This is a genomic window from Leptolyngbya sp. FACHB-541 (assembly GCF_014695875.1).
Lineage (GTDB): Bacteria > Cyanobacteriota > Cyanobacteriia > Elainellales > Elainellaceae > JAAUTN01.
This window is the reverse complement of sequence record NZ_JACJPC010000047.1, coordinates 20,403-44,340: the sequence shown is the minus strand read 5'-3', so window position 1 is coordinate 44,340 and position 23,938 is coordinate 20,403. Positions and strand designations below refer to the sequence as shown.

Below are 23,938 nucleotides of genomic sequence, written 5' to 3'. Positions count from 1 at the left end.
TGGGTATGGAAGTAATGCACGAGCGCAATGCTCACAACTTCCCGCTCGACCTCGCTTCTGTGAAGGCTCCTAGCATTGTTGGCTAGACTCTAGTCACAGCTCAAGCAAAAGCGTTCCCGAAAGGGGGCGCTTTTTGCATTTTGGTTTGAGATAGAGCGTTTGAACTGAGCGATCGCCCCTATAATCATCCAGGGACATATCCCAAAATTGCTGAGATTAGATACGCTCATGACACTGACGCAGGTTTGGGGATCACTGCTCATTTTCTTAGTCTGTCCACTTGTGGGTGGTCTACCCCTGATCAGTTGGATTACACGGGCTCTGACAGGTCGGCAATTATCCAAGATTGGTACGAGAAATGTCAGTGTTTCAGCGGCGTTTTATCACGGTGGGCGACTTGTTGGAATTTTGGCCGTCTTGTCAGAAGCACTGAAGGGAATTGCGGCTGTTTGGTTAGCGAGGCAATTCTTTCCAACTGACCCAGTTTGGGAACTGATGGCGCTGATTGCGCTGGTGATGGGACGTTTCTGGATCAGCAATGGCGCAGGTACGACTAACGTAGTGTGGGGCTACATTGCGTTTGACTGGGTTGGGGCAGGACTGATTTTTTTGATTAGCGCCGCTACCTTTACAATTCTGCGTGAGCGTAAGCAAGGACGCACATCTGTTCTGATTTTGTTGCCACTAGTCACGGCTCTGCGCCATCCCCATAGCGGTGAAGTGGTAGGCGCAGCAGTAACCCTGAGTCTGTTATTAGCCTGGATTTATCAAAAAATTCCTGATGACCTGAATCTATCCACTGGTGCAGTACGAGGAGATTCTCAGTCTGTGTTTCAGTTTTTTCGGGGCGATCGCGCCATTCTTTCGCTCGATCGCAACCTCAATCCTGACAAAGTTGGTCACAAAGCAGCAACGCTTTCCCAGTTGCGTCGTTGGGGCTATCCAGTGCCAATGGGTTGGGTGCTGCCTCCAGGAGACGATCCTGCTCCTTTACTGGAGTTATTGCAACCCTCTGCTGAAGAACCATTGGTAGTTCGCTCTTCTGCAATCGGTGAAGACTCCGATATCGCATCCGCAGCAGGGCAGTATGAGTCGATTTTGAGAGTGACGAGTCAGCCCGTATTGGAGCAGGCGATCGCCCAATGTCAGCTTTCCTACAGCCGTCCTGCCGCTGTTCAATATCGGCAAGACCTAAAAGTGGCAGAAAGCGCAATGGCGGTTGTGATTCAGCATCAGATCCAGGGTGTTTTTTCGGGAGTTGCCTTTAGCCGTGACCCGATCGCTCGTCAAGGAGATGCAGTTGTCATCGAAGCCTTACCCGGTGGTGCAGAGCGGATTGTATCAGGGCAGTTTACCCCAGAGCAATATCGGGTTTGGGTCGAGGATATTGAGTTTCACTTTAGTGAAGATCCCCAAACCGATCCGTTTGATTGGCGATTGCCCGATATGCTGTCGCTTGAGGTGGAAGGTTCGGGGGACGTGCCGCCTCGTCTGATTCAGCAGGTAGCTTATCTGGTTCGTCATCTGGAAGCCCGCTATCATGGCGTTCCCCAGGACATTGAGTGGAGCTATGACGGTCAGCAACTCTGGCTGTTGCAGTCGCGTCCCATTACAACGCTGTTGCCTATTTGGACGCGCAAGATTGCGGCGGAAGTAATTCCTGGCTTAATTCATCCCTTAACCTGGTCGATTAACCGTCCTCTCACCTGTGGTGTTTGGGGTGAAATTTTTACCATTGTGCTGGGCGATCGCGCTCGTGGGCTAGATTTCAATGAAACGGCAACGCTGCACCACTCCTCTGCCTACTTCAATGCTTCGCTGCTGGGGCAAATTTTTCGCCGCATGGGTTTGCCGCCAGAAAGTCTGGACTTTCTCACTAGAGGAGCCCGATTCAGCAAGCCGCCCTTAACATCAACGCTGAAAAATGTACCGGGACTCCTGCGGCTCATGGGACGAGAGTTGCGTCTGGTAGAGGATTTTGACCAGGATCAACAGCAACATTTTGTTTCAGGATTTGCTGACCTCGAAGCTCAGCCCGTGGAGGAACTGTCGAGCGTAGCGCTGCTGGGACGCATCAATCAAATTTTGGAATTGCTGAAGCGAGCAACCTACTACAGTATTTTGGCTCCACTCAGCGTCTCAATTCGGCAAGCGCTATTTAAAGTCGAAGATGCAGAGTTAGACACCAGCCAGATGCCCGAAGTAGATGCTTTGCGATCGCTCCAAACCTTAACCGCAAATGCTCGTTCTTCAATGTCGTTGGACTCGCTTCAGCCTAACAGTTCTGCGGTTTTTGCTGCTCTTATAGACAACCCGGATGATGTCAAAAATACGGTTCTGGAGCAGTTCAACCAGTTTCTCGATCGCTATGGCTATCTCAGCCGTGTAGGAACGGATATCGCAGTTTCTACCTGGAAAGAAGATCCGCAGCCCGTCAAAGACCTATTTACCCAGTTTCTGTTTAACCCGCCAGCAGAATCTGACGCAGCAGTTAAGTTACGGCAGAGCTGGAAGGCAACCCAGGTTCAATCTCGCTTAAACCTGAAGGCGCAGGTTACGGTGCTCTACAGTCGCCTGCTGGCAGAACTGCGCTGGAGCTTTGTAGCACTGGAGCGACTGTGGCTGTCATCAGGTGTAATGGAGCAAGCAGGAGATATCTTCTTTCTCAAATTCGATGAGATTCAGCGACTCATTGCTGAGTCAGATCTAAAACTGCGAGAAAACTTGTCATACCTGATTGCAGAACGGCGATCGCAGCTCAAGCAAGACCATCGGCTTCGGTCAGTGCCAGCTTTGGTGTACGGCAACGATCCGCCCATGCTGACCTATCAATCGCAGTCTGTTGGACAAACTGCCCGCCAACTGCGCGGCATTGGAGCAAGCCCAGGTCGAGTCATCGGACGGGTAAAAGTGCTACAAAATTTGCAGCGATTGCCAGAAGTCGATCGTGAAACGATTCTGGTCGTGCCCTACACCGATTCTGGCTGGGCACCCCTGTTGGCAAGGGCAGGCGGCTTAATTGCAGAAGTAGGGGGACGGCTCTCGCATGGAGCAATCGTTGCTCGTGAGTATGGCATTCCGGCAGTTATGGACATTCGCAACGCCACTCAACGATTGCAAGATGGGCAGCAAGTACAGATTGACGGACAGCAAGGCACGGTAGAAATTTTGCCCTAGCTCTTTTTAGGGCTGGATTTGGTGCCACCCCTAAGCACTTGCTTCAGCAAATCAGGTAACTGAGAGGGACGTTCTGCAACCGGAACTTTTGCTTGCTTGAGGGCAGCAATTTTGCTTTTGGCAGTGCCTACTTCATCTCTCAATCCAGCAATTTGAGAAGAGACTACCGCTCCAGCATGTCCTGTGTATTGACTCTGAGGCAACGTACCGCCCGCAATGTACGCAACTACAGGTTTATCAATCGCCTCAATAATGTACCGAGCTGCAACTTCTTCACTGTCGCTGCCGATTTTGCCGACCAGCACGATTACCTCGGTTTCTTCATCTTCGTCTAGAATTTGAAGCCACTGCTGAAAGGTCGAACCAATGACGCGATCGCTCCCAATTCCCAAAGCGATCGACTGCCCAAACCCAGCCTGAGACAGCTCTCTTGCCACTTCATAAGTAAGCGTTCCGCAACGGCTCACGATCCCCACCTTCCCAGGCGTGTAAAACTCCGCTGGGTGAGTACCTAGCAAAATCTGACCAGGCACAATAATTCCGGGGCAGTTTGGCCCGACAACCAGGGTTTCGGACGCTTCTGCAATGCGGCACAAGCGCATCATGTCCATCGGTGGTACCCCTTCTGTCACCACGATGAGTTGACGAATTCCGGCAGCGATCGCCTCCAGCGCCGCATCTAACACCTGATAGGGCGGCACAAAAATTACGCTTGTATCCACTGTGCCTACACTAAACAAAGCCTGCTCAACCAGGTCAAATATTGGAATTCCTTCTAGTTCTTGCCCGCCATGCCCAGGACTGATCCCAGCTAAAATTTGACCGCTATAAGTTTGCATCAACGGCGCATAGATAGAACCGAGTGGTTCAGTAATGCCCTGAACCAGTACCTTGCTCTCTGAAGTGAAATTCATTTTGCCCTTAAAACGCTATTGCTAAGAGAAATTGCTTCGGCGATCGCCTCGTCTAAATCGTCAAACAAAGGGAGGTTCAACGCTTGGAGCATCTGACGGGACTCGTCAAACTGATCCCCAACTAGTCTGACCACAAAAGGTGTTGTGCAGCTATCAAGCTGACGCTGTAAATGAGTGGCGATCGCCTCTGCAGTCTGCTTGCAAAGCATTACGTTTCCCAGGATGTTCACCAATACAACTTTTAGATTTTTGCTCTGCATCATTAACTCTAACCCTTGCTGAATCCGGTCGCGCAAAACCGCAGGCGAATCATTGTGCCGATACTCACTCCCCAGATTTAGAAAACTAGCCAACCGCCCTCCCGCCTGGTGAACCAAGTCCACCGTGGACATTGTTAGCCCTGCCCCATTACAGAGGATGCCAATATTGCCCTCCAGTTCCACCAATGTCGTTTCTGATAAGTCCCTTGGCAAGATTCTGGTTTTAATCTGATTGGGAATTTTCGCCTGGAGAGCAGCCAAATCCGGATGTCGTCCCAATGCGTCGTCATTCGCTGTAATTTTGCCGTCTAGTGCCATCAGTTCTCCCGCAGGACTCACTGCTAAAGGATTGATTTCAACCAAATCCAAATCCTTTTGCAGGAATAGCTGATACATTTTCTCCAAAATGTCACTCACCGACTGAATCAGTTCTCCCTGCAGCCCCATTTTTAGCGCCAGCCTGCGAGCATAAAAAGGAGAAAACTCCTGATCCACAATAACTTGCTGCATTGCGCCAATAGTCGCTTCTACGTCCAGCCCGCCCTGCTGGGAACCCAGCAAGAGTGGACGACGGGCCGACCAGTCTAATATCACGGCTAGATAAAGCTCCCTATCCGCGTCATACTTTGCTTCTGCCAGCAGCACAGCAGGATACATGCCTGTGATTGGCAAATTAAAAATAGTTTGAGCCGCAGCAACTGCATCGATTGTATTTTCTACAAAGCGAATCCCGCCTGCTTTGCCCCGCCCACCTGTGTAGACCTGAGATTTTAGTACAACAGGATAAGGAATCTTTAAGCCCTTCAGATCCTTCGGATGGTTGATTTGCTGCGAGGGCAAGATGGGAATTCCCATCTCGTGAAACAATTGCTTAGCCTGATATTCCAACAAGTCCATTGTGACGAGTCACCCCTAAAGAAGATAGTGTCGCGCATCTATCTCGACTCTGCAAACTGTGAATCAACATCAGGCATGTTTCTATAGATTTTTATTTATAGGTTTCCACGATGAGTTCAACGAATACTTTTATTTATCTACATGGATTTGCCTCTAGCCCTCAATCAGCTAAAGCAGTGTATTTGAGCGAGCGCTTCCAATCGCTCAAAATCGACCTCAAAACTCCCGATTTGAATCAAGAAGACTTCACTCATCTGACCTTGAGCCGTCAGATCCAGCAAATCCAATCCGCATTTCCGTCGACTCCACAACCTGTCACCTTGATTGGGTCTAGTTTGGGTGGACTAACCGCCGCTTGGTTGGGGGAATATCAGCATCAGGTCGAGCGCTTAGTGCTGCTAGCCCCTGCATTTCGATTTTTAGCGCACTGGTTGCCCAAACTTGGCACAGAGCAAGTGCAGCGCTGGCAGACAGAGCAATATTTATCGGTTTATCACTACAGTGCACAGCGGATGTTGCCTCTACACTACGACTTTGTGGCTGACGCTGCCCAATATGAAGAAACAAAGCTACAGCGATCGCTTCCTACCTTGATTCTGCATGGTCAATCTGACGAGGTGATTCCTATCCAGGCGAGCCGCGACTTTGCAAATCAACGCCCCTGGGTCAAACTGATCGAACTCGACAGCGACCATGCTCTAGCGAATGTTCAACCTGAAATCTGGCGAGAAATTCAAACCTTTTGTCAGCTTTAGGTCGTGAACTACTATTTGTTAATTGTCATTAGTGCGATCGCACCCAAATTCTGAAACTCTACACTAGTAGTACGGCAAGTCTAAAGTGTTGGGTTCCGCTCTGCTCCACCCAACCTACAGTTCTTCTCAACTTGTGTAGCTTGTGTAGGTTGGGTGAAGCGCAGCGGAACCCAACATTCTAAGCTCGACATGCCACTAGTTTGGTGTGAAGATGTTGCAGATATGGATGAAGGCGCACCACAGTACGCGCTTCATAGGAATTGATGTGTTGCGAACTCCTAAACCTTGACCTTAACGTTGAGCTGCCCAGGAGGGCGGCGTACCATTCTCACCGAATAGGGCAAAACCCCAACTAATAGCGCAAATGCGTCATCAGGAATTCGCTCAATCGTTTCCTGGTCAAAATAATTCTCAAACTGATTCAGAATCATCTGCGCCCGCTGGAGCGGCTGTGATTTATCAGTAAACTGCTGCGTCAGGCGAATCCACTGTCGCCGGATGAGATAGGCTTTTTGACGCTCCTCGTGAGATTCAGGGGAAATTAAAGACAGGTCGCCAACAGGTACAACACGTTCGCAGTCTACGTCAAAAAAGCTGCCTACTGCGGCACCGGGTCCAGCAAATTCAGCATGATAGGCTTTACACAAAATCAGACCATTTCGTCGTCGGTCATTCACCATTAGCAAATGCCCACACTTAATCTGGTTCAGAATATCGGACTCACTCGAGCATTCTGAAACGAGTTGGCACTGATGGTTATTTGTACTAGACCCATTTTCTCGCCCATTCATAAACTGTGCGCTACTAGTAGCAGCCTGTATCGACTTGATAGATGTCTAAATCTTTGTAAAGGTGCTGGTAGCTCAGACACGGATTGCCCGACAAAATCGCCAGATAGAACAGACATCAGGAAAAGCAAGAAAACCTAGTGATTTGTACTGCGCCCATTGCCTTATTTTATGGCAGGAAATTAAGGCGATCGCGACGCAACAATCAAGAGATTTTGAAGCAGAGATGAAGATTTATTTTATCTAAGCAAATCTGTTTGACCTGCGTTTGCCTGAAATCGTTACAAAAAACTCTGGGATTGATCCAGGTACACCTTAAACTGTAGGATGCATTGCGTAATGTGTTGAACCCTACACTGTGGCATCCGTGCGAAAGATTGTTATTGCTGGCAACTGGAAAATGTACAAAACCCAGGCGGAATCGCTGGAATTTCTGCAAGGGTTTATGAACCATCTGAATGAAACTCCCGATGATCGGGAAATTTTGCTTTGCGCTCCATTCACCGCTCTGGGAGCTTTATCCAAAAATTTGCACGGAAGCCGCATCAAAATCGGTGCACAGAATATCCACTGGGAGTCCGCAGGAGCCTACACAGGTGAAATTTCTGGCGTCATGTTGAAAGAGCTAGGGGTGCGCTACGTAATCGTGGGGCACAGTGAACGTAGACAGTATTTTGGCGAAACCGACGAAACGGTGAACCTGCGGCTCAAAGCAGCTCAACAGCACGGATTAACGCCAATTCTTTGTGTTGGAGAAACTGGGGATCAGCGAAGCCAGGGTGAGACTGAAACTGTAATCACCCAACAGCTAAAGCGGGACTTGGTGGAAGTCGATCAAGACAATCTAGTAATTGCCTATGAACCCATTTGGGCGATTGGCACGGGGGATACCTGTGAGGCGATCGAAGCAAACCGGGTAATTAGTCTGATTCGTAACCAGCTCACTAATCCAAACGTGCCAATCCAATATGGCGGCTCTGTAAAACCTGGCAACATTGACGAAATAATGGCTCAGCCCGAAATTGATGGTGCGTTGGTAGGTGGTGCCAGCCTCGAGCCATCTGACTTTGCCCGAATTGTTAACTTTCAGTAGAGCAAAGTCATCCGTTACTAAATCCAGATTGCTAAACCCAGATCTGATTCGCCAACATCTACGCTTTGCAGGAACGCTTCGTAAAACGTCCCTGCAAGTTCTCTAAATCAGACCAGTGACCAAATCCGATCCTTTAAATCGTGACCCTATCGGCTAGCTTGAGCGAAGCGGTTGTTAACTTCGTTCCAGTTGACCACGTTCCACCATTGCTTTAGGTATTCGGGGCGGCGATTTTGATATTTCAGATAGTAAGCGTGTTCCCATACGTCATTGCCCATGATGGGGAAATGCCCTTCGGTTAGGGGGTTGTCCTGATTTGGGGTGCTAACCACGTCTAGCTTGCCGTCAGCAGTGCGAACTAGCCAAACAAAACCGCTACCAAACTGACCCGCACCCGCATCATTAAACCGTTGCTTGAAGTTCTCAAAATCACCAAACGTATCAGTAATTGTTTGGGCGATCGCCCCGTTTGGCTCTCCCCCAGCATTGGGAGCCATAAGCGTCCAGAAAATGGTGTGGTTAAAGTGACCGCCCCCGTTGTTGCGTACCGCTGTCTTCACCGCATCGGGCAGCGTATTCAAGTCACGAATCAATTCCTCAACAGACTTGTTCTGTAAGTCAGAATGCTTTTCTAACGCAGCATTGAGCTTGCTCACGTAGGTTCCATGATGATTGTCATGGTGAATTTGCATGGTTTGCGCATCGATATAAGGCTCTAGCGCGTCATTGCTGTATGGAAGGGATGGCAATTCAAAAGCCATAGGTTTTCCTCCTATTGGAGTCATCACGCTTACCTTATTGTAAACTTTTGAAAGATAAATCTATCAAAAGTTCCAATTGCGTTTTCCCTCGTAAATCAAAGCTTCTCCACCGTTTTGAAAGGGTTTAGTATTCTGTAGCTCTATCTATTGGGAGGATTTTTGATATAAAATCCTATCGATAGCGCTGCAATGGTCAGAGCAATCGCTCCAGTCCATTGGCAAGTTTTATCAAGCTTTTCAGCTCTAGATCCCGAAAACCTTTGAATAGGAGAGCACGAACACATGGCTTACGAACTTCCCCCCCTACCTTACGATTACGAAGCTTTAGCACCTCATGTTTCATCAGATACCCTGAAGTTTCATCACGATAAGCATCACGCTGCCTACGTGACCAATTTCAACAAGATGGTCGAAGGAACAGAACTTGCTAGTCAGTCGATCGAAGAAGTGATCAAAGCAACCTACGGCGACTCTAGTAAAACCGGGATCTTTAACAACGCAGCCCAAGCCTGGAACCATACCTTCTACTGGAACTGCATGAAGCCTAATGGCGGCGGTACCCCTACTGGAGCGCTAGCCGACAAAATCAACGCTGACTTTGGCAGCTTCGACAAGTTCAAAGAAGAGTTTCTTGCAGCGGGTGGCACCCAGTTTGGTAGCGGTTGGGCATGGCTCGTGTTAGACAAGGGCACCCTGAAAGTAACCAAAACCTCCAACGCCGAAAACCCGATCGCCTTAGGTCAGACTCCGCTGCTGACGATGGATGTCTGGGAACACGCTTACTACCTCGACTACCAAAATCGTCGCCCAGACTACGCTAAAACCTTCGTAGACAGCTTGATTAACTGGGATTATGTAGCAGAACAATTTGCTGCTGCTAAATAGACGGTTATAGCGTTGATCGCCTTAATCTAGAACAAAATGGGGTGAGAGCTTTGAACTCACCCCATTTTTTGATAGGACAATGCTGTACGCACTGCTCCCGAAGTGGAGCGTATCCCAGCAGGAAATTTTGCTTCTATTCAAGTTCTGCTGACTTACGTAGTCCCACATAGATGCTGAAGTAAGTGAACTGCCATAATAGTATTGATGCCGTTTGCGATTTTCTCTGAAGCCAGCCCAAAATCTCCAAAATAAATTCAGTTATTTTCTCTAGTTCTTCACCTTTTGTTTCTAACTTTAGAATATACCGTCAGCAGAGCAACGACTGCTTTAATGACTTTTATTGGGTGCTTGAATCGCGATCCAGCAGTTTGATTCAAGATCAGGACAAAAGCATGTCTACAGCAAACTTCTACTCAGAACTTCCAACTTTAACGGACTTTCTGGATATCACTAATTCCAGCAATTTCATACCCGTGCCAGAAGACTGGTACATCGTGATTACTGACATTGTTGAATCAACTAAGGCAATTGAGTCAGGGCACTACAAGGATGTCAATCTGCTAGGCGCTTGCTCAATTGTTGCAGTGCTAAACACATTGGGAAATGGAGCAAATAGTCATAAGGACACAACCGATATTCCGTTTGTGTTTGGTGGAGATGGGGCAACCATTCTGATTCCACCGAGTCTTTTTGCTAAAACAAAACAGGCTTTGAGCGTTGTACAACAGTTGGCAGTTCAAGAATTTGGGATGGATCTACGCGTCGGAATCGTGCCTGTGTCAGTGGCGATTGCCGCTAACTACGACGTAAAGGTTGCCAAACTAAAAGTCTCAGAAAACTACAGCCAAAGTGTTTTCATTGGAGGTGGGTTAACCTACGCAACAGAGCTTTTGAAAGACCCAAACGCTACAGAAGTTTATAGGATTACACCTGAAAAGTCTTTCGCAGATGTAGATCTGTCTGGATTAGAGTGTCGTTGGCAAGACATTCCTAGCCAGCATGGAGAATTTGTCAGCCTAATAGTTATGGCAACTGCCTATGGCAGCGAAAACTTAGCAAGCCTCTACGCTGAAATCATCAATAAAATTCAGCAAATTTATGGCGATGAGGTAGACTATCGTCCCGTTCATAGCAAGACGCTTAACTTAACATTCAGCTCTAAAAAGCTTTCAAAGGAAACTAAACTACGGGCAAAATCAGGCAGTCGGCTTCATAAACAGCTGTATTTATGGAAAATCCAGCTAGAAAACCTTTTAGGTCTGTTCCTAATGCATTTCAAAACTCAGGCAGGGGAAATGGATTGGGGCACCTACAAAGACATCGTGGTTGGCGCAACTGACTATAAAAAGTTTGACGACATGCTACGGATGGTGATTTCAGGCACAGCCGCGCAACGGGAGGCACTAAATAGCTACTTGGAAACAAAATACAAGCAAGGCAAACTAGTATACGGGACGTATACCTCCGATCGCGCCTTAATGACCTGCATGGTATTTGAGCGAAACGGTCCTCAGGTGCATTTTGTAGACGGAGCAGACGGTGGCTATACGCTTGCAGCAAAAGCGCTAAAAGAAAGAATGAAACAAAAAGCGCTGAACTGGAGTACGTTTGTCAGAATGATGCGGCGGCGAGATGCACGTGGCTACTCTCCTCGACCCGATCTGTTTCCTCAATCTGGCTTGTTCTCTCAACCTGACCTGTTGCAGACCAGTCCCCTGTGGTCGAATGCACTGAATTCATGCACATTAGACCCACATGAAGGTAAAGCAAACAGCTGCATTTCCTGCTAAATATGTTACGCCTCACCAACGGAAAAGCTAGTCCGGTAAGCGTTACTGATCCCAGCCAAAACCTTCAATCTGCAAGAAGTCCAATGAGAGCAGGTTAAAGTAAAAGAAGGGAAACATAGTAGCTAGAAATTCATGGATAACGAACCCATTGTTTTGTTGTCGAGCCGAGAAATTGATAAAATGCGTCGGGCTGGACAACTGGCGGCTGAACTCCTTGACCACCTCGCCCCGATGGTAAAGCCTGGAGTTAGCACCTTAGACCTGAACGATGAAGCTGAGCGCTGGACTCAGGCACATGGTGCTAAAAGCGCTCCGTTAGGCTATCACGGTTTCCCAAAATCTATCTGTACCAGCATTAACGAGGTCGTCTGTCACGGCATTCCTAATGCCAAGCAAATCTTAAAGGAGGGTGACATCATCAACATTGATGTCACTCCAATTCTGGATGGCTATCATGGCGACACCTCCCGCACCTTTTTTGTGGGTGAACCTTCTCCCCTTGCTAGAAAGCTAGTTGAGGTTACTGAAGAATGCTTAAACCGGGGCATTAAAGCAGTGAAACCTGGTGCCCGTATTGGTGATATTGGGGCAGTCATTCAAGAATATGCGGAAGCAGAAGGTTTCTCAGTCGTTCGAGACTTTGTTGGACACGGAGTCAGCCGTATTTTTCACACGGCTCCCCAAATTCCGCACTACGGCACCCGAGGTAAAGGCAAAAAGTTGAGACCCGGGATGGTATTCACGATTGAGCCAATGATTAATGAAGGGACTTGGGAAGTTGAGGTGATGGCTGACAAATGGACAGCCTTGACCAAAGACCGCAAGCTTTCGGCTCAGTTTGAGCATACAATCGTTGTCACTGAAGATGGGGTTGAAATTCTCACCTTACATCCCGCTCTAGTCACATCCTGATGGGTGTAGCTTAGATTACACAAATTACTTACCCAAATGTCATGATGCTTTTGGCGAACCTAGCGCAAAGGCGGTCACGTTCATAGGATCAAGTTGGACTAGGCAGCAGGCTTTACAGCTTATTTCTGGCGCTGCAGGGGGAATTGCTCTTCATGCCTGTACTAAGGCTGCCCAACCCTCTCAGACCGCAGCAGATTCTACCTCTGCTGCGGTGGGGATCGTCACCTGGATTGGCTATAGCCCTCTGTATATTGCTCAGGAAAAAGGATTTTTTGAGGAATTGGGGCTAAATCTGGATGTGAAGGTGTTTAGCTCTGGGACAGATGCCAGTGCTGCTTTTGCCGCAGGGCAGATCGACGGTCTTTCACTGGTGCCGTCGGAGGCGGTTTTGCTTGCGGCGAATGGGGCAGACTACCGTGTGGTTTATGTGGTAGATACTTCCAATGGAGGTGACGGCATCCTTGCTCGAAATAGCATTCCAGATATTGCTGCTTTCAGAGATAAAAAAATTGCGGTTGAAATCGGTGGAGTCAGCCATTTCTTTTTACTTGAAGTGTTGTCTGAAGCGGGATTATCCGAAGCGGATGTAACGCTGGTTAATGTTACGCCAGATGCGGCAGCGGCGGCTTATCAATCTGGCAATGTTGAGGTTGCTGTCACTTATGCACCGTTTCTGTTTACCGCAGAGCAGGCTCAGTCAGATGGGCGGGTTATTTATGACAGTTCAAAGTTAGCAACACCGACGGCGATCGCTGATTTATTCATCTTTAACACTGGGGCAATCTCAGACAATTCGGCGGCGATCGCCGCTTTTATTCAAGGCAACCTTAAAGGATTAGAATTCCTCACCACTAATCCTAACGAGGGGTTGGCGATCGCCGCTGAGCAGCTAGAGTTAACTCCACAAGATCTAAGCGAACAGTTAAAAGGAGTTAAGCTGGCAAACCTAAACGCGAATATTGAGATGCTCAATAATTCTGACAGCAATCTCTATGTTTTAAAGCCAATGGATGATCTAGCAAACTTCCTCAAAAATCAGGAACAAATTGCCCAGATTCCTAACTTATCTGATCGCTTAGATCCACAGTTTGTGCTTGCGATTCAAGAAAGCACTTGAAGAAGTCATGGGTCATTGGGCGTTCTCAAATGCCAAAGAACCAACAAGGAATGGTAACTTCACAAATTTGCAAAAATAACGGACTCAACTTGATTTTGCTTTGAAAATATCTGGTAGGGTTTTTAGGACAGTTTTACTTGGGACGTAGGGATGAGTGTAGAAGCGCTAAAGGGAAGGGATTTGCTCAGTTTAGCTGACCTAAATACTGATGAAGTATTAGGTCTTTTAGATTTGGCAGCAGCTTTAAAGGCAGGAAAAGTTCGCTCCCGCTGCTGCAAGGTTTTAGGGCTACTCTTTCGGAAGGCTTCTACTCGAACTCGCGTTAGCTTTTCGGTGGCAATGTATCAACTGGGTGGACAGGTGATTGACCTCAACACCAGCACTACGCAGGTTAGCCGGGGGGAGCCGACGATTGACACAGCGCGAGTGTTGGATCGATATCTCGATATTTTGGCAATTCGGACGTATGAACAGCAGGAGTTAGAGACTTTTGCCCACTATTCCCAGATTCCGATCATCAATGCGTTAACCGATCTAGAGCATCCCTGTCAGGTTTTGGCAGACCTGTTGACCATTCAAGAACAGTTTGGCGGCTTAGAGGGGCTGACGTTGACCTACTTAGGCGATGGCAACAACGTAGCGCATTCCTTGATGTTGGGTTGTGCGCTGGTGGGAATGAATGTCAGAGTGGCGACTCCAGCCGAGTATCAGCCAGATGAGGGAATTGTCCAGTTAACAAAGAAGTTGGCAGGCGATCGCACCCAAATCCTACTCACTTCCGATCCAGCAGCAGCAGCGGATGGCGCACACGTTCTCTACACGGATGTCTGGGCCAGCATGGGACAGGAAGATTTAGCCGCTACTCGCATTCCCGTCTTTCAACCCTATCAGGTCAATCAACAACTGCTGGACATCGCTGATCCCAAGGCGATCGTGCTGCATTGTCTCCCTGCCCACCGAGGCGAAGAAATTACCGAAGAGGTGATGGAAGGCTCCCACTCGCAGATTTGGGATCAGGCAGAAAACCGCCTTCATGCTCAAAAGGCACTGTTGGTCAGTTTGTTAGGCGCTGACTAAGGCGCTGAACGCTCATTCGTCACCCAGCGCCAGAGCGGGTGACTTGGGCCCTGTTGGCGAATTTGCAATAGCTGCTTTTCTAGGCGTTTGGTTTGGCGGTCGGAGATTCCCCAAAGAATGTTGCGGCTCTGCCACAACAAAACCGCGACCGTCATACCAATACACAATGACAAAAAAAAGGCTTGGATGGGATTATAGGCAATCGTATAGCGAACAGCCGTCCAAGTGAAGTAGTCCATCCACAGCACAAACTCCGAGCGCAAGCTCCATAGGCTCAGCGGAGCCAACAGTAGCCACAGCAAACAAACCGTTCCCCACCTGCCATAAACTGTGAGCCGATGTAGCCGCTCAAGCTCCCGCCGAAAAGCCGGATCATAATGCAGAGGATGGTCTTGGGCTGAAGATTCGGACTCAACCATGGTCAGGCATCGTCTGAGCTAGAAGAATCTAAAGGGACAGGAATTGGTTGCCCAAAACGCTCTCGCCACAGAGCGAGCAAAGTACTCGCAATAAAGATGCTGGAATAAGCACCCATCGTAAACCCAATAATTAATGCTAGGGCAAAATACTTTAATGTCTCTCCACCAAACAAGAAAATTGAGGAAAGGGTCAACAGCACTGTAACCGAAGTATTGATCGATCGCGTCAGAGTTTGATTTACCGCGTCATCTACAATGTCGTTAATATTGCGACTTGGCTCCTGCTGCATCGTTTCGCGAATTCGGTCATAAATCACAACAGTGTCATTCACCGAAAAGCCCACGATAGTCAGCAGAGCCACGATAAACAAGCTGTCTACCTCAGCACCAATGGTTAATCCCAGAATGGCGAAAATTCCCACTGTGATTAACACATCGTGGAATAGCGCAACAATGGCAAAAACGGCGTAATCCAGTTGGAATCGTAGACTTAGATAAACCGTAATGCCAACGAAGGAAACAACCAGCGCTAATAACCCTGAGGAGAGAAGTTGACGACCCAGGGTAGGTCCAACGGTATCGATTTGGGTGGCTTGAGGGTCAAAGGTACCAATCTGTTCACTTAACGCACTTAGCAGTTGAGTTCGCTGATTGACATCTAGCACACTGGTACGAATGGAGAGGGCGTGCCGCTCGTCTCCCAAGACTTGAATGCTGCTGCTGCCCAAATCTTGCTCTGCTAAAACTTGACGGACTTCTCCTGGCTCAATCGAGTCATCGCAATTGTTGGGCTGGGTGCAGTCTAGCTCTAGCTGTAGGCGTGTGCCTCCAACAAAGTCGAGGCTGGGACGCAAAGGAGAACCGATCTGATTCCAAGAGATCACCATTGCGACGATGCCGCTCAGGATAATCACCGAGGAAATCGTCCACCAGAGCGATCGCTGTCGAATTACCTGTAGCTTCATGACGTTACTCCTGCCTGAGATGAGGTGGAAGTGGGCAGGTTAGGGCAGAACAACTTGGGCTTCCGTAACCCTGGAAACCCTAGCGCCACCAATAACAAAGTCCGACTACAGGTCAGCGCTGTGAACATACTGACTAAAACACCGATCGCCAGCGTCAGTGCAAATCCTTTGACTAAACCTGCGCCCAACCAAAACAAGGCACCACAGGCAATCAAAGTGGTGACATTACTGTCGAGAATGCTAGAGAAAGCACGGTAAAATCCCGCTTCAACAGAGCGATAGAGCGTCTTTCCTGCCCGCAACTCTTCACGGGTACGCTCAAAAATGAGCACGTTTGCATCAACTGCCATACCGATGCTGAGAATAAAGCCTGCGATTCCAGGAAGCGTTAGCGTTACGTTCAGCAAACTGAAGATAGCGAAGGTGAGAATTGAGTAGATGATCAGAGCGATATCCGCGATTAAACCGGGTAAACGGTAGTAAACCACCATAAAAATCAACACCAGCAGCAAGCCGCCGATTCCTGCGTAGATGCTGCGCTGGATACTATCTCGTCCCAGAGTTGCACCAACAGTCCGGTTTTCAACCACTTCAACCGGAACGGGCAAAGCCCCCCCTCGCAACTGAACGGCTAACTCACTTGCGGTTTGAGCGTCAAATCTGCCGGTGATGCTGGCCCTTCCGCCCGTAATGCCTGTTTGAGCATAGTCAACGGCAACTGTTGGGGCACTCAGCAGCTCGTTGTCCAGGAAAATGCCTAGAGTCCGTCCTGTACCCGCGATACCTTTGGTCAATTGGGCAAATTTTTCACCGCCTTCCTGGTTAAATTCGAGCCCAACCTCCCAGGAATTGGTGCCAATGGGGGCTGCAAAAGCGTTTTGCAACATGTCGCCTGTTAGCCCAGTTTTGTCAAAGAATTGAGCGATCGCAACATTGCTTTGATCGAGAGCCTCCTGGTTTTGGGCGATCGCCTCCTCATCTCCGCCGTCTCGAATTCGCTCTTTCTCAGCTAGCAAAAGCTGCTGGGCTTGAAAAGTGATTCCAAGCTGCTGTTCCGTGCCGGGGCGTTGGGAGCGAAAATCTAGCTGAGCTGTGCCACCTAAAACTCGTTCTGCCTGCTCAGGGTCGCTGACTCCTGGTAGCTGTACCAAAAGCTGGTCCTCGCCTGCCGTTTGCACCACGGCTTCAGCCACACCCAGTCCGTTAATCCGATTTTCTACCACCTGCTGGACTGCCTCCAGCTTTTCTGGCGTAATTTCTGGGACAGCCTCAGTCGTTTTGACCTGAAGCGTCAGTTGTGACCCGCCCTGCAAATCTAGCCCTAACCGCACTGGCACCGCTACAATCACTACCGCGGCAGCAAATGCCAGCGCCAAAATCACCGCCAAAAGTAACCGTTGTCTGCCCATATCTTCAGTTGCTGCAACGAACGTTGTAGAGGTGCCAGCACAGAAATTTGAGCAGCGTCAACTTGAAACGCTACTGAAAACACTGTTTAAATACCACCACCACGCTATGATAGCTGGATTTTGCCAGTCTAGTAGGCTTAGTTGCCTGTTTGAGTGGGCTGCTCTGGCTGGGTGCGTTTGCTCTGAGCCTGCTGAAGCGCTGCTTCACTGTTTTGCCGATAGACCTGCATCCGGTTTTGTGCCGTTTGGTAACGCCCATCTCCGGGAGCAACTTGCGCCATCAAGTCAGAAGCCCTCTGCCAGTAGGTTGCTAACTCCAGCCAATCGGCGGAAGACTGAGCGATCTGCCCCTCTGTTGCTGCCCGTTCTGCCAGCCTAACTGCCTCGACAAACGGGTCTCCCGACGGAGTAACTGCCGCTGAGCCTGAAGCTTCGTTCTCTGGCTGAGCCTCCGCTGAGGAATCTGGAGCATCAAGCGGAGGACTGGCAACGCTTGTAGCTTCTTCTCTAGCTTCAGACTCTGCCAACCCATCCGGTTGAATTTGATTTAGCAGCCCGAACCCCAATCGGCTGTAGAGTAACCCTCCCCCCAGCAGCAGCAGCAAGCAGAGAACAGCTCCCCCTAAGATGCCGCGAAAAAACTGCCGTTTTTCACGCAGAGTTGAAGATTTTACTGCCTTGGGTAAGGATTTACTCGACTCTGTTTTTTGAGTTTTCCAATCTTGGGAGAGTCGCTGTAACGGATTTACCTTGGATAGACGAATTTCTTCTGACCAAAGCACTTGGTTCTCTGGATCGCGGTTAATTTCTTCTAACCATAGGAGTTGCTGTTCTCGCACAATGCGGCTGTTAATTCTGACGCGCCGAATGCCGCGAGGCTGAAGTGATTCTAGAATCTGACGAACTTGGTTGACTAGGACAGGCTTTTCTAGCTGGTCGAGACGAGGGGCTTCACACAAGAGTTGTAAAATCCCTTCAGCCAAAATGACCCTGGTTCTTACACCAGAGTCTGTCAGCTTTTCGTTGAGAACTTGAATGATCGCGGCGACGCTGCCCTGACGAGCTTGTCTAGCGATATCGTCCATTGGATTGACCATGGTTGGCATGGTGATTCAGCAATGAGTTAGGTATTTGAGAATACCCCATATTTGCCTTAACAATATCGCACGGTCAGGCCCTAAGCGTTACTGATTTTTAATAATTTCCGGATGTTAGAGTATCTCCGTTTATCGCCTTCGTGAACGTCAGTAACAGTTTTAGCGATCGCCTTCATGGCAGCATCTATATCAATTCTCAATTGCACAGCATAGAACAGTAGTGCATTGCGCCACTGCTCTATGCCATGCTTTGTATTCCACTCAAGCAAGAACCGTTATATTCATTGCAAGCTGCTGGTGGAGTCAGTCGCACCGATCTCCTCAAGGTTATTCAAACAGCATTGCAAGCTTGTCCAGTTAACCTAGATGGCGATAATCATTGAAGCGACGAATTTGCCACAGGTCAGTGTTGAGGCGGTTTTGATTGGTGTGATGCCAGCGGGAGCGGTCGAGCCAAAATTCGAATATGGCGGTGTTGTGGGCGTGCAGTCGCCAGGAGCGATCGCTTCCCAATAATTCTGCGATCAAATGCTGCAAAATCCAGCTATGCGTGACAACCCAAATTTGCGTGTCTTCTGTATGGCGAGTCAGCAGAGTTTGAATAAATCGGCGGGCGCGATCGCGAGCCTCTTGCAGCGACTCTGCGCCGGGAATCTGAATCCAATCTGGAGAATTTTCCAGCGCTTCACATAGAGCCGGATAGCGCTGTTTTGCCTCAGCCCAGGTCAATCCCTCAAAAATTCCGTTCTGAAATTCCTTCAACTCATCGGCGTACTCCACCTGAAGACTAAGGAGCTTAGCTTCATCCGGAGTTGAGCTAGAAACCGGATTCAGGCTGGACGCACTCTTGAAAGATGCAGCAGTCGCAGACAAAACATGGGTAAGCAAAATTTCTGCAGTTTGGGCTGCTCGTTTGAGAGGACTGCTGTAGATGTAGCTGGGACGTTTATGTTCCAGCACCAACCGCTGAGCCAGCTTTTTTGCCTGCTCTACTCCTTCGGCTGAAAGCTCAAAATCGCCATGCCCTTGCATTCGTTTCTGCCGATTGCCAAGGGATTGAGCATGTCGGATAAATAGAAGCTTGATCAGCTTCATGGTTCTCTTGAAATGAAATGATTAGAAGTTGGGACGAGCGTATTGATTGAGTATGTACGATTTCCTGAGTTAGGGGTAGGGGAAATCGGGATGAAGCTGAGAATGTTACGCTGGAGTGTGGAAAAATCGGAAGTTTTGGGTTTTTCTGGGACATTAAGTTAGGCAAGTTATGCAAGAGGAACTTCTGCGATCGCTCGTTTGGACTGATTACCGACTGGCTCTTCTATTCACGGTTCTATTTCCCCTGATTCTTTTGATCTGGGCATTTGTGCAAAAGAATGAACCGATGCAGCGGCTCCTGCTAATCTACTGGCGTGTTGCTAGCCTGTTAGCTATCACGGTTTATCTGATGATTGGGGGAATTTTAGTCGGTTTCATCGCCGGTTTGATAGCGACAGTTCTGATCCCCATTTGCCTCTGGTTTTGGGTGGACTTAAATGAGGAGATTGACGACCAGCCCATCAAGCCGTTGAAGCTGACCTTTACTTCCTGGCGTTGGGCAGTGACCGTCTATAGCATTGTGGCAGCGATCGCTACCGTTCCTTTTGTGCGCTGTGCCTTGTCGAGAGAAACATTTGGCTTGCCGATTTGTCAGGTCTGGTTAGAAGCTCCTCTGATTTACAAAGATTTCTTTCACGCCAACTCGGCTCCCGGTTTCCTCGGTTTTCTGGGAATTGTTGGACTGATTATCTACATGCTGTATCTGATTTACTTTGTTCTGGTCAGGTTGGGCAAACAGGGACGTTCTGCGGTGCAGCAGTAGATCCATTGATAAGCGCAAATAAGCAGAGGTGAAGCATATGGAGCGCGGCGTGGGGCATCGACTGGAACAATACACGATTAAACGTCCAGATGAAGTGCTGCTGGTAGAAGTGGCGATCGCCGGAGAGGCTGACCAAATCGCAATTTTCAGGGGCTTTTCCAGTTCGCTGATGCACCCGACTGCCGCTGACCCAGATATTCCAGTCTTACCGGATGAGGCAGAAATCATCTCAATCGATCGAGTAGAAAGTCCTTACAACCCCCAAATTCCTCACTACATTCAGCAGGGGTTGACCTGGGTAGAAATGCGATCGCTCCTGGCAGAAGTCGGGCTGTAGAAAAATTTGTTTTGAATTTTTAGATTTGAATTTTTAGATAGGACGCACTCCGGTGCGTCCTATTTACGTCTCCACACGAATTGATCCTGATGAAGCGCAATTCATTGCGTCTGTACAAGAGTGTGTTCAACGGGAAGCGTCCTCTTGAGAAAAAACCTTTAGAGAGATGTAATCCACTGCAACTATTCAGGATGAGAAGAATGCAAGCACGAATTGTGGCTCTCTCATCGGAAATATTTAGGGATCTTTACGAAGGTGGTATGCTCCAGTGTGTGAGATGTGTGGAGTGTCTGATATGGTTTTATCTTCTGTATCCTCTGACTGGACATCCCGTCCCAGTCAGACTAACTCAGGTTTTACTGCAACTCAACCCGTGACGCTGCACAGCGCGGATTGGGAACCTCTCGTTTTACCTGCAACAAAGCTATTTGGGACGGACGGCATTCGTGGGCAAGTGGATGACTTGCTGAGCGTGCCCCTAGCACTACAGGTGGGGTTTTGGGCCGGTCGAGTATTGCAGGCAACTACAGCAAAACCGGGGCTGATCATCCTGGGACAAGATTCTCGTAACTCTAGCCCGATGTTAGCGACTGCGTTGTCTACTGGATTGACCGCAGCGGGTCTAGAAGTTTGGAATTTGGGATTGTGCCCTACGCCTACCGTGGCTTTCCTGACCAGCACGTCAGAGGCGATTGGCGGCGTGATGATTTCTGCGAGCCACAATCCCCCCGAAGACAACGGCATCAAGTTTTTTGCCGCAAACGGCACTAAGCTCTCACCCCAATTGCAGACCCAAATTGAATCCGCGCTGCGGGGTGAAGGCGGTTGGGCTAGCCAGCAAAAACAGCTTGCTTTTCAGCCAGGACAGCACTATCACCGACCAGAACTGGTAAAAGCGTATGTCGAGTCGCTTCAGCAACCGCTGATTCCCCACGGCAACTTGACAGGAATGCGAATCGTGCTAGATCTGGCTTGGGGCGCAGCAGCACAGTTAGCCCCAGCAGTCTTTGAGGCAATGGGGGCAGACGTAATTTGTCTGCACGACTACCCAGATGGCGATCGCATCAATGTCAACTGCGGCTCTACCCACCTTGCGTCACTCAAAGCTGCTGTTCAAGAACACGATGCCGATTTGGGCGTAGCCTTTGACGGTGATGCAGACCGGGCTATGGCAGTCGATGCTCAGGGACGCGTTGTAGATGGCGACTACATTCTTTATTTTTGGGGCGAAACTCTGCGCCAGCAAAACCGGCTTCCCGGCAACACCATCGTTTCGACCGTAATGGCAAACCTGGGCTTTGAACGCGCCTGGGAGCGGCAAGGCGGTAAGCTCATTCGCACTGCCGTAGGCGACCAGTACGTTCATGCAGAAATGGTGAAACACGGTTATATGCTGGGCGGTGAGCAGTCTGGTCATATTCTCTGTCCGCATTACAGTGTCTCAGGTGATGGGTTACTAACGGCGCTGCATTTGGCTACTATCGTGCGTCAATCTGGCGTTTCCCTTGTTGAAATGGTTGATCAGAGCTTTCAAACCTATCCGCAACTGCTGCGGAATGTGCGCGTAGAAGACCGCGATCGCCGCCTCAACTGGAAAGAAAACGCCCGCTTACAGCAGGCGATCGCTCAGGCAGAAGCCGAGATGGGCGATCGCGGCCGCATTCTCGTCAGAGCCTCCGGCACGGAACCCGTGATTCGGGTAATGGTGGAAGCAGCCGACGCTGAACTGGTGCAGCACTGGACAGACAAACTGGTGCTAGCCGTTCAACAATACGCAGCTTAGAATCTACTCATATGACCGCTTGTAACTAGTGTGAATTCATCTGCAAATGCAGCGTTCCTAAAGTCAACCGTTGTAGGGGCTTGGCATTCGGGCAAAAATTAGCGTTAAAAAGCAAAATCATCAATCCGAATGCTAAGCCCAGCTCGGCATAAATCTGCATGGCGGTCGAATCGGGCGCGGTGTTCAAACAAAAATCAACGGTGAACGGCGCATGAGGTTCGCCAGAAGTTGTATCCGAATCGGGCGTAGCATTCGGACAAGAACCTGACGGTGAATCGGGCATAGAGTTTCCCAATGCCGCGCCCTACAAAATGACATCAACGCGATGCAGAGTGCTAAATGGGGTGCTGAACAATGGACATTGATGTGCAGAACTTATCAGCAGCAGAGCGAGAGGCGATCGCTTACCTGCGTTCTCCAGCAGCAATTCGGGAACGGTGCGGGCAGATTTTTGACCTGGCGTGCCAGGATCAGCTTCAGCATTTTCGCTGTGACTTGAGCCAGTTGGAATCTGTTGCCGACTACGTGATTCAGGTGACCCAGCAAGCCTATCCTAACCTGCAAATTCCATTCCATAGCCGCTGGCGACACTTTGAAGTAGGCACAAGCAAGCAGCGTTTGGCACAGATCGATCAGCGCCTTGCTCACCTTTCCCCGATTGAAAAAGCAGAGGCAAAGTTTGACCTGGCGATTACCAGCGTGCTGCTTGATGCTGGAGCTGGAGCCACCTGGCAGTACATCGAGTCAGAAACGGGTGAAGTATTTTGCCGCTCTGAGGGTTTGGCAGTTGCCAGCTTCAACCTATTTTGTGATGGGCTGTTTTCCAGCGATCGCCAAACTCTACAAGCAGACGCAGCGGGACTACAGCAGTTAACCGAATCCGACTTAACACAAGGTTTTCAGGTTACAGACGAGAATCCCTTAGTCGGACTGCAGGGACGCTTGAACCTACTGCGAAACCTGGGTAAAGTCCTATCGCAACATTCTGAGCTATTTGGCAGCGAGCAACCGCGTCCCGGACATCTAGTGCGCTATCTGGTGAATCAGGCAGTAGATGGAAAACTGCCCACCAATGCGGTTCTACAGGCGATTTTGGCTGGACTGGGTGACATTTGGGCAGGACGAATTGCGATCGCCCACGTCAATCTGGGTGACGTGTGGGCGCATTCAGCCCTACGCGATACGGAGTTAGGTTCACAGCTCGTGCCCTTTCACAAGCTTTCTCAATGGCTGACCTACTCCCTCCTAGAGCCTTTGCAAGAACTGGGATTAGAAATTACTGGGCTAGACCAGCTCACCGGACTGCCCGAATACCGCAACGGCGGATTGTGTTTGGACTTGGGACTGTTACAGGCAAAACATGCGGCTGTCACCCAAACCCCACATCTACCACAGTCCGAAGTGATTGTTGAATGGCGATCGCTGACTGTAATTTTGCTAGACCACATCGCCACAGCCATTCGTACCAAACTAGGGATGGAAGAAACGACCCTGCCCCTAGTCAAAGTTCTACAGGGCGGTACCTGGAGTGCAGGACGACAGGTTGCTGCAACGCTCAGAGGCGGCACTCCACCGATTCAACTGGAGAGCGATGGCACCGTTTTTTGATTGCTCAATTCCCGTCTGAAGAGAGAGGTCGAATCT

General features: G+C 49.3%; 22 protein-coding genes. 12 read left to right on the top strand and 10 right to left on the bottom strand.

Translation table 11 applies throughout. The features are described 5' to 3' along the window. Positions 1 to 228: 228 nt before the first annotated feature. Positions 229 to 3,177 (top strand): glycerol-3-phosphate acyltransferase, encoded by a 2,949-nt coding sequence (locus H6G00_RS08665; protein WP_190796451.1) that lies wholly within the window; start codon positions 229 to 231, stop codon positions 3,175 to 3,177. Here H6G00_RS08665 and H6G00_RS08660 read toward each other — a convergent pair. Continuing rightward, on the bottom strand, positions 3,174 to 4,091 hold the full coding sequence (locus tag H6G00_RS08660) for a CoA-binding protein (protein ID WP_190796450.1): 918 nt from the start codon (positions 4,089 to 4,091) through the stop codon (positions 3,174 to 3,176). The genes H6G00_RS08665 and H6G00_RS08660 overlap by 4 nt on opposite strands. Next, positions 4,088 to 5,248, bottom strand: coding sequence for a succinate--CoA ligase subunit beta (locus tag H6G00_RS08655; protein ID WP_190796449.1), 1,161 nt, complete (start codon positions 5,246 to 5,248; stop codon positions 4,088 to 4,090). Before H6G00_RS08655 ends, H6G00_RS08660 begins: the two co-directional genes overlap by 4 nt. 110 nt (positions 5,249 to 5,358) lie before the next feature. Between H6G00_RS08655 and H6G00_RS08650 the strand changes: the two genes are divergently transcribed. Next, positions 5,359 to 6,003, top strand: a complete 645-nt coding sequence (locus tag H6G00_RS08650; protein WP_190796448.1) for a YqiA/YcfP family alpha/beta fold hydrolase — start codon at positions 5,359 to 5,361, stop codon at positions 6,001 to 6,003. Between the two features lie 278 nt (positions 6,004 to 6,281). On the opposite strand, the gene H6G00_RS08645 is transcribed toward H6G00_RS08650, so the two are convergent. After that, positions 6,282 to 6,794 carry a hypothetical protein gene (locus H6G00_RS08645; protein ID WP_190796447.1) on the bottom strand — a complete coding sequence of 171 codons (513 nt, stop codon included), beginning with the start codon at positions 6,792 to 6,794 and terminating at the stop codon, positions 6,282 to 6,284. Between the two features lie 364 nt (positions 6,795 to 7,158). Here H6G00_RS08645 and tpiA point away from each other — a divergent pair, with 364 nt between their 5' ends. Continuing rightward, positions 7,159 to 7,884 carry a triose-phosphate isomerase gene (tpiA, locus tag H6G00_RS08640; RefSeq protein WP_190796446.1) on the top strand — a complete coding sequence of 242 codons (726 nt, stop codon included), beginning with the start codon at positions 7,159 to 7,161 and terminating at the stop codon, positions 7,882 to 7,884. 146 nt (positions 7,885 to 8,030) lie between these two features. Here the strand turns inward: tpiA and H6G00_RS08635 are convergent, their stop codons facing one another. Next, positions 8,031 to 8,645, bottom strand: a complete 615-nt coding sequence (locus H6G00_RS08635) for a superoxide dismutase (RefSeq protein WP_190796445.1) — start codon at positions 8,643 to 8,645, stop codon at positions 8,031 to 8,033. A 282-nt stretch (positions 8,646 to 8,927) separates the two neighbouring features. On the opposite strand from H6G00_RS08635, the gene H6G00_RS08630 reads away from it, so the two are divergent. From H6G00_RS08630 to argF, 5 genes are all read left to right on the top strand, one after another. After that, positions 8,928 to 9,530, top strand: a complete 603-nt coding sequence (locus tag H6G00_RS08630) for a superoxide dismutase (protein WP_190796444.1) — start codon at positions 8,928 to 8,930, stop codon at positions 9,528 to 9,530. Positions 9,531 to 9,922: 392 nt separating this feature from the next. Then, entirely contained in the window at positions 9,923 to 11,320 is a 1,398-nt protein-coding gene (locus H6G00_RS08625) for a DUF3095 domain-containing protein (RefSeq protein WP_190796443.1), read from the top strand. Between the two features lie 132 nt (positions 11,321 to 11,452). Then, the gene (gene map / locus H6G00_RS08620) at positions 11,453 to 12,232 is read left to right on the top strand and encodes a type I methionyl aminopeptidase (protein WP_190796442.1); all 780 of its coding nucleotides are present in this window, start codon (positions 11,453 to 11,455) and stop codon (positions 12,230 to 12,232) included. Positions 12,233 to 12,314: 82 nt separating this feature from the next. Next, positions 12,315 to 13,349 carry an ABC transporter substrate-binding protein gene (locus H6G00_RS08615; protein ID WP_190796453.1) on the top strand — a complete coding sequence of 345 codons (1,035 nt, stop codon included), beginning with the start codon at positions 12,315 to 12,317 and terminating at the stop codon, positions 13,347 to 13,349. A 150-nt stretch (positions 13,350 to 13,499) separates the two neighbouring features. Beyond that, positions 13,500 to 14,426 (top strand): ornithine carbamoyltransferase, encoded by a 927-nt coding sequence (argF, locus tag H6G00_RS08610; protein ID WP_190796441.1) that lies wholly within the window; start codon positions 13,500 to 13,502, stop codon positions 14,424 to 14,426. Here the strand turns inward: argF and H6G00_RS08605 are convergent. The 5 genes from H6G00_RS08605 to H6G00_RS08585 all read right to left on the bottom strand — a co-directional run bounded on the left by H6G00_RS08605 (position 14,423) and on the right by H6G00_RS08585 (position 19,411). After that, the gene (locus H6G00_RS08605) at positions 14,423 to 14,845 is read right to left on the bottom strand and encodes a hypothetical protein (RefSeq protein WP_190796440.1); all 423 of its coding nucleotides are present in this window, start codon (positions 14,843 to 14,845) and stop codon (positions 14,423 to 14,425) included. The two genes, argF and H6G00_RS08605, sit on opposite strands and share 4 nt — an antisense overlap. A 2-nt stretch (positions 14,846 to 14,847) precedes the next feature. After that, positions 14,848 to 15,810, bottom strand: coding sequence for a protein translocase subunit SecF (gene secF, locus H6G00_RS08600; RefSeq protein WP_190796439.1), 963 nt, complete (start codon positions 15,808 to 15,810; stop codon positions 14,848 to 14,850). Then, on the bottom strand, positions 15,807 to 17,219 hold the full coding sequence (gene secD, locus H6G00_RS08595; protein WP_190641123.1) for a protein translocase subunit SecD: 1,413 nt from the start codon (positions 17,217 to 17,219) through the stop codon (positions 15,807 to 15,809). The genes secF and secD overlap by 4 nt, the downstream gene beginning before the upstream one ends. A 137-nt stretch (positions 17,220 to 17,356) precedes the next feature. After that, on the bottom strand, positions 17,357 to 18,325 hold the full coding sequence (locus tag H6G00_RS08590) for a hypothetical protein (protein ID WP_242042191.1): 969 nt from the start codon (positions 18,323 to 18,325) through the stop codon (positions 17,357 to 17,359). Positions 18,326 to 18,673: 348 nt separating this feature from the next. Beyond that, entirely contained in the window at positions 18,674 to 19,411 is a 738-nt protein-coding gene (locus tag H6G00_RS08585) for a histidine phosphatase family protein (RefSeq protein WP_190641122.1), read from the bottom strand. A gap of 169 nt (positions 19,412 to 19,580) precedes the next feature. On the opposite strand from H6G00_RS08585, the gene H6G00_RS08580 reads away from it, so the two are divergent. From H6G00_RS08580 to glmM, 3 genes are all read left to right on the top strand, one after another. Next, complete coding sequence (locus H6G00_RS08580; protein WP_190641121.1) at positions 19,581 to 20,174, top strand: DUF3177 family protein; 594 nt, start codon at positions 19,581 to 19,583, stop codon at positions 20,172 to 20,174. A 37-nt stretch (positions 20,175 to 20,211) separates the two neighbouring features. Continuing rightward, entirely contained in the window at positions 20,212 to 20,511 is a 300-nt protein-coding gene (locus H6G00_RS08575) for a hypothetical protein (RefSeq protein ID WP_190641138.1), read from the top strand. A 295-nt stretch (positions 20,512 to 20,806) separates the two neighbouring features. Further along, entirely contained in the window at positions 20,807 to 22,294 is a 1,488-nt protein-coding gene (glmM, locus tag H6G00_RS08570) for a phosphoglucosamine mutase (RefSeq protein WP_190796438.1), read from the top strand. Between the two features lie 25 nt (positions 22,295 to 22,319). Here glmM and H6G00_RS08565 read toward each other — a convergent pair whose 3' ends face one another. Further along, entirely contained in the window at positions 22,320 to 22,577 is a 258-nt protein-coding gene (locus H6G00_RS08565) for a hypothetical protein (RefSeq protein ID WP_190796437.1), read from the bottom strand. A 71-nt stretch (positions 22,578 to 22,648) separates the two neighbouring features. Here H6G00_RS08565 and H6G00_RS08560 point away from each other — a divergent pair, with 71 nt between their 5' ends. Further along, positions 22,649 to 23,902 carry a URC4/urg3 family protein gene (locus H6G00_RS08560; RefSeq protein WP_190796436.1) on the top strand — a complete coding sequence of 418 codons (1,254 nt, stop codon included), beginning with the start codon at positions 22,649 to 22,651 and terminating at the stop codon, positions 23,900 to 23,902. Positions 23,903 to 23,938 lie beyond the last annotated feature (36 nt).

Excerpts from the sequence above, each read along its gene's own strand:
- argF (WP_190796441.1), top strand. The coding sequence starts at position 13,500 with ATGAGTGTAGAAGCGCTAAAGGGAAGGGATTTGCTCAGTTTAGCTGAC.
- H6G00_RS08565 (WP_190796437.1), bottom strand. The coding sequence starts at position 22,577 with ATGCCCGATTCACCGTCAGGTTCTTGTCCGAATGCTACGCCCGATTCG.
- H6G00_RS08590 (WP_242042191.1), bottom strand. The coding sequence starts at position 18,325 with ATGCCAACCATGGTCAATCCAATGGACGATATCGCTAGACAAGCTCGT.
- H6G00_RS08630 (WP_190796444.1), top strand. The coding sequence starts at position 8,928 with ATGGCTTACGAACTTCCCCCCCTACCTTACGATTACGAAGCTTTAGCA.
- glmM (WP_190796438.1), top strand. The coding sequence starts at position 20,807 with ATGGTTTTATCTTCTGTATCCTCTGACTGGACATCCCGTCCCAGTCAG.
- secF (WP_190796439.1), bottom strand. The coding sequence starts at position 15,810 with ATGAAGCTACAGGTAATTCGACAGCGATCGCTCTGGTGGACGATTTCC.
- H6G00_RS08580 (WP_190641121.1), top strand. The coding sequence starts at position 19,581 with ATGCAAGAGGAACTTCTGCGATCGCTCGTTTGGACTGATTACCGACTG.
- H6G00_RS08660 (WP_190796450.1), bottom strand. The coding sequence starts at position 4,091 with ATGAATTTCACTTCAGAGAGCAAGGTACTGGTTCAGGGCATTACTGAA.
- H6G00_RS08585 (WP_190641122.1), bottom strand. The coding sequence starts at position 19,411 with ATGAAGCTGATCAAGCTTCTATTTATCCGACATGCTCAATCCCTTGGC.
- H6G00_RS08560 (WP_190796436.1), top strand. The coding sequence starts at position 22,649 with ATGGACATTGATGTGCAGAACTTATCAGCAGCAGAGCGAGAGGCGATC.
- H6G00_RS08575 (WP_190641138.1), top strand. The coding sequence starts at position 20,212 with ATGGAGCGCGGCGTGGGGCATCGACTGGAACAATACACGATTAAACGT.
- H6G00_RS08650 (WP_190796448.1), top strand. The coding sequence starts at position 5,359 with ATGAGTTCAACGAATACTTTTATTTATCTACATGGATTTGCCTCTAGC.
- secD (WP_190641123.1), bottom strand. The coding sequence starts at position 17,219 with ATGGGCAGACAACGGTTACTTTTGGCGGTGATTTTGGCGCTGGCATTT.
- H6G00_RS08655 (WP_190796449.1), bottom strand. The coding sequence starts at position 5,248 with ATGGACTTGTTGGAATATCAGGCTAAGCAATTGTTTCACGAGATGGGA.
- H6G00_RS08605 (WP_190796440.1), bottom strand. The coding sequence starts at position 14,845 with ATGGTTGAGTCCGAATCTTCAGCCCAAGACCATCCTCTGCATTATGAT.
- H6G00_RS08645 (WP_190796447.1), bottom strand. The coding sequence starts at position 6,794 with ATGAATGGGCGAGAAAATGGGTCTAGTACAAATAACCATCAGTGCCAA.
- H6G00_RS08625 (WP_190796443.1), top strand. The coding sequence starts at position 9,923 with ATGTCTACAGCAAACTTCTACTCAGAACTTCCAACTTTAACGGACTTT.
- map (WP_190796442.1), top strand. The coding sequence starts at position 11,453 with ATGGATAACGAACCCATTGTTTTGTTGTCGAGCCGAGAAATTGATAAA.
- H6G00_RS08665 (WP_190796451.1), top strand. The coding sequence starts at position 229 with ATGACACTGACGCAGGTTTGGGGATCACTGCTCATTTTCTTAGTCTGT.
- H6G00_RS08635 (WP_190796445.1), bottom strand. The coding sequence starts at position 8,645 with ATGGCTTTTGAATTGCCATCCCTTCCATACAGCAATGACGCGCTAGAG.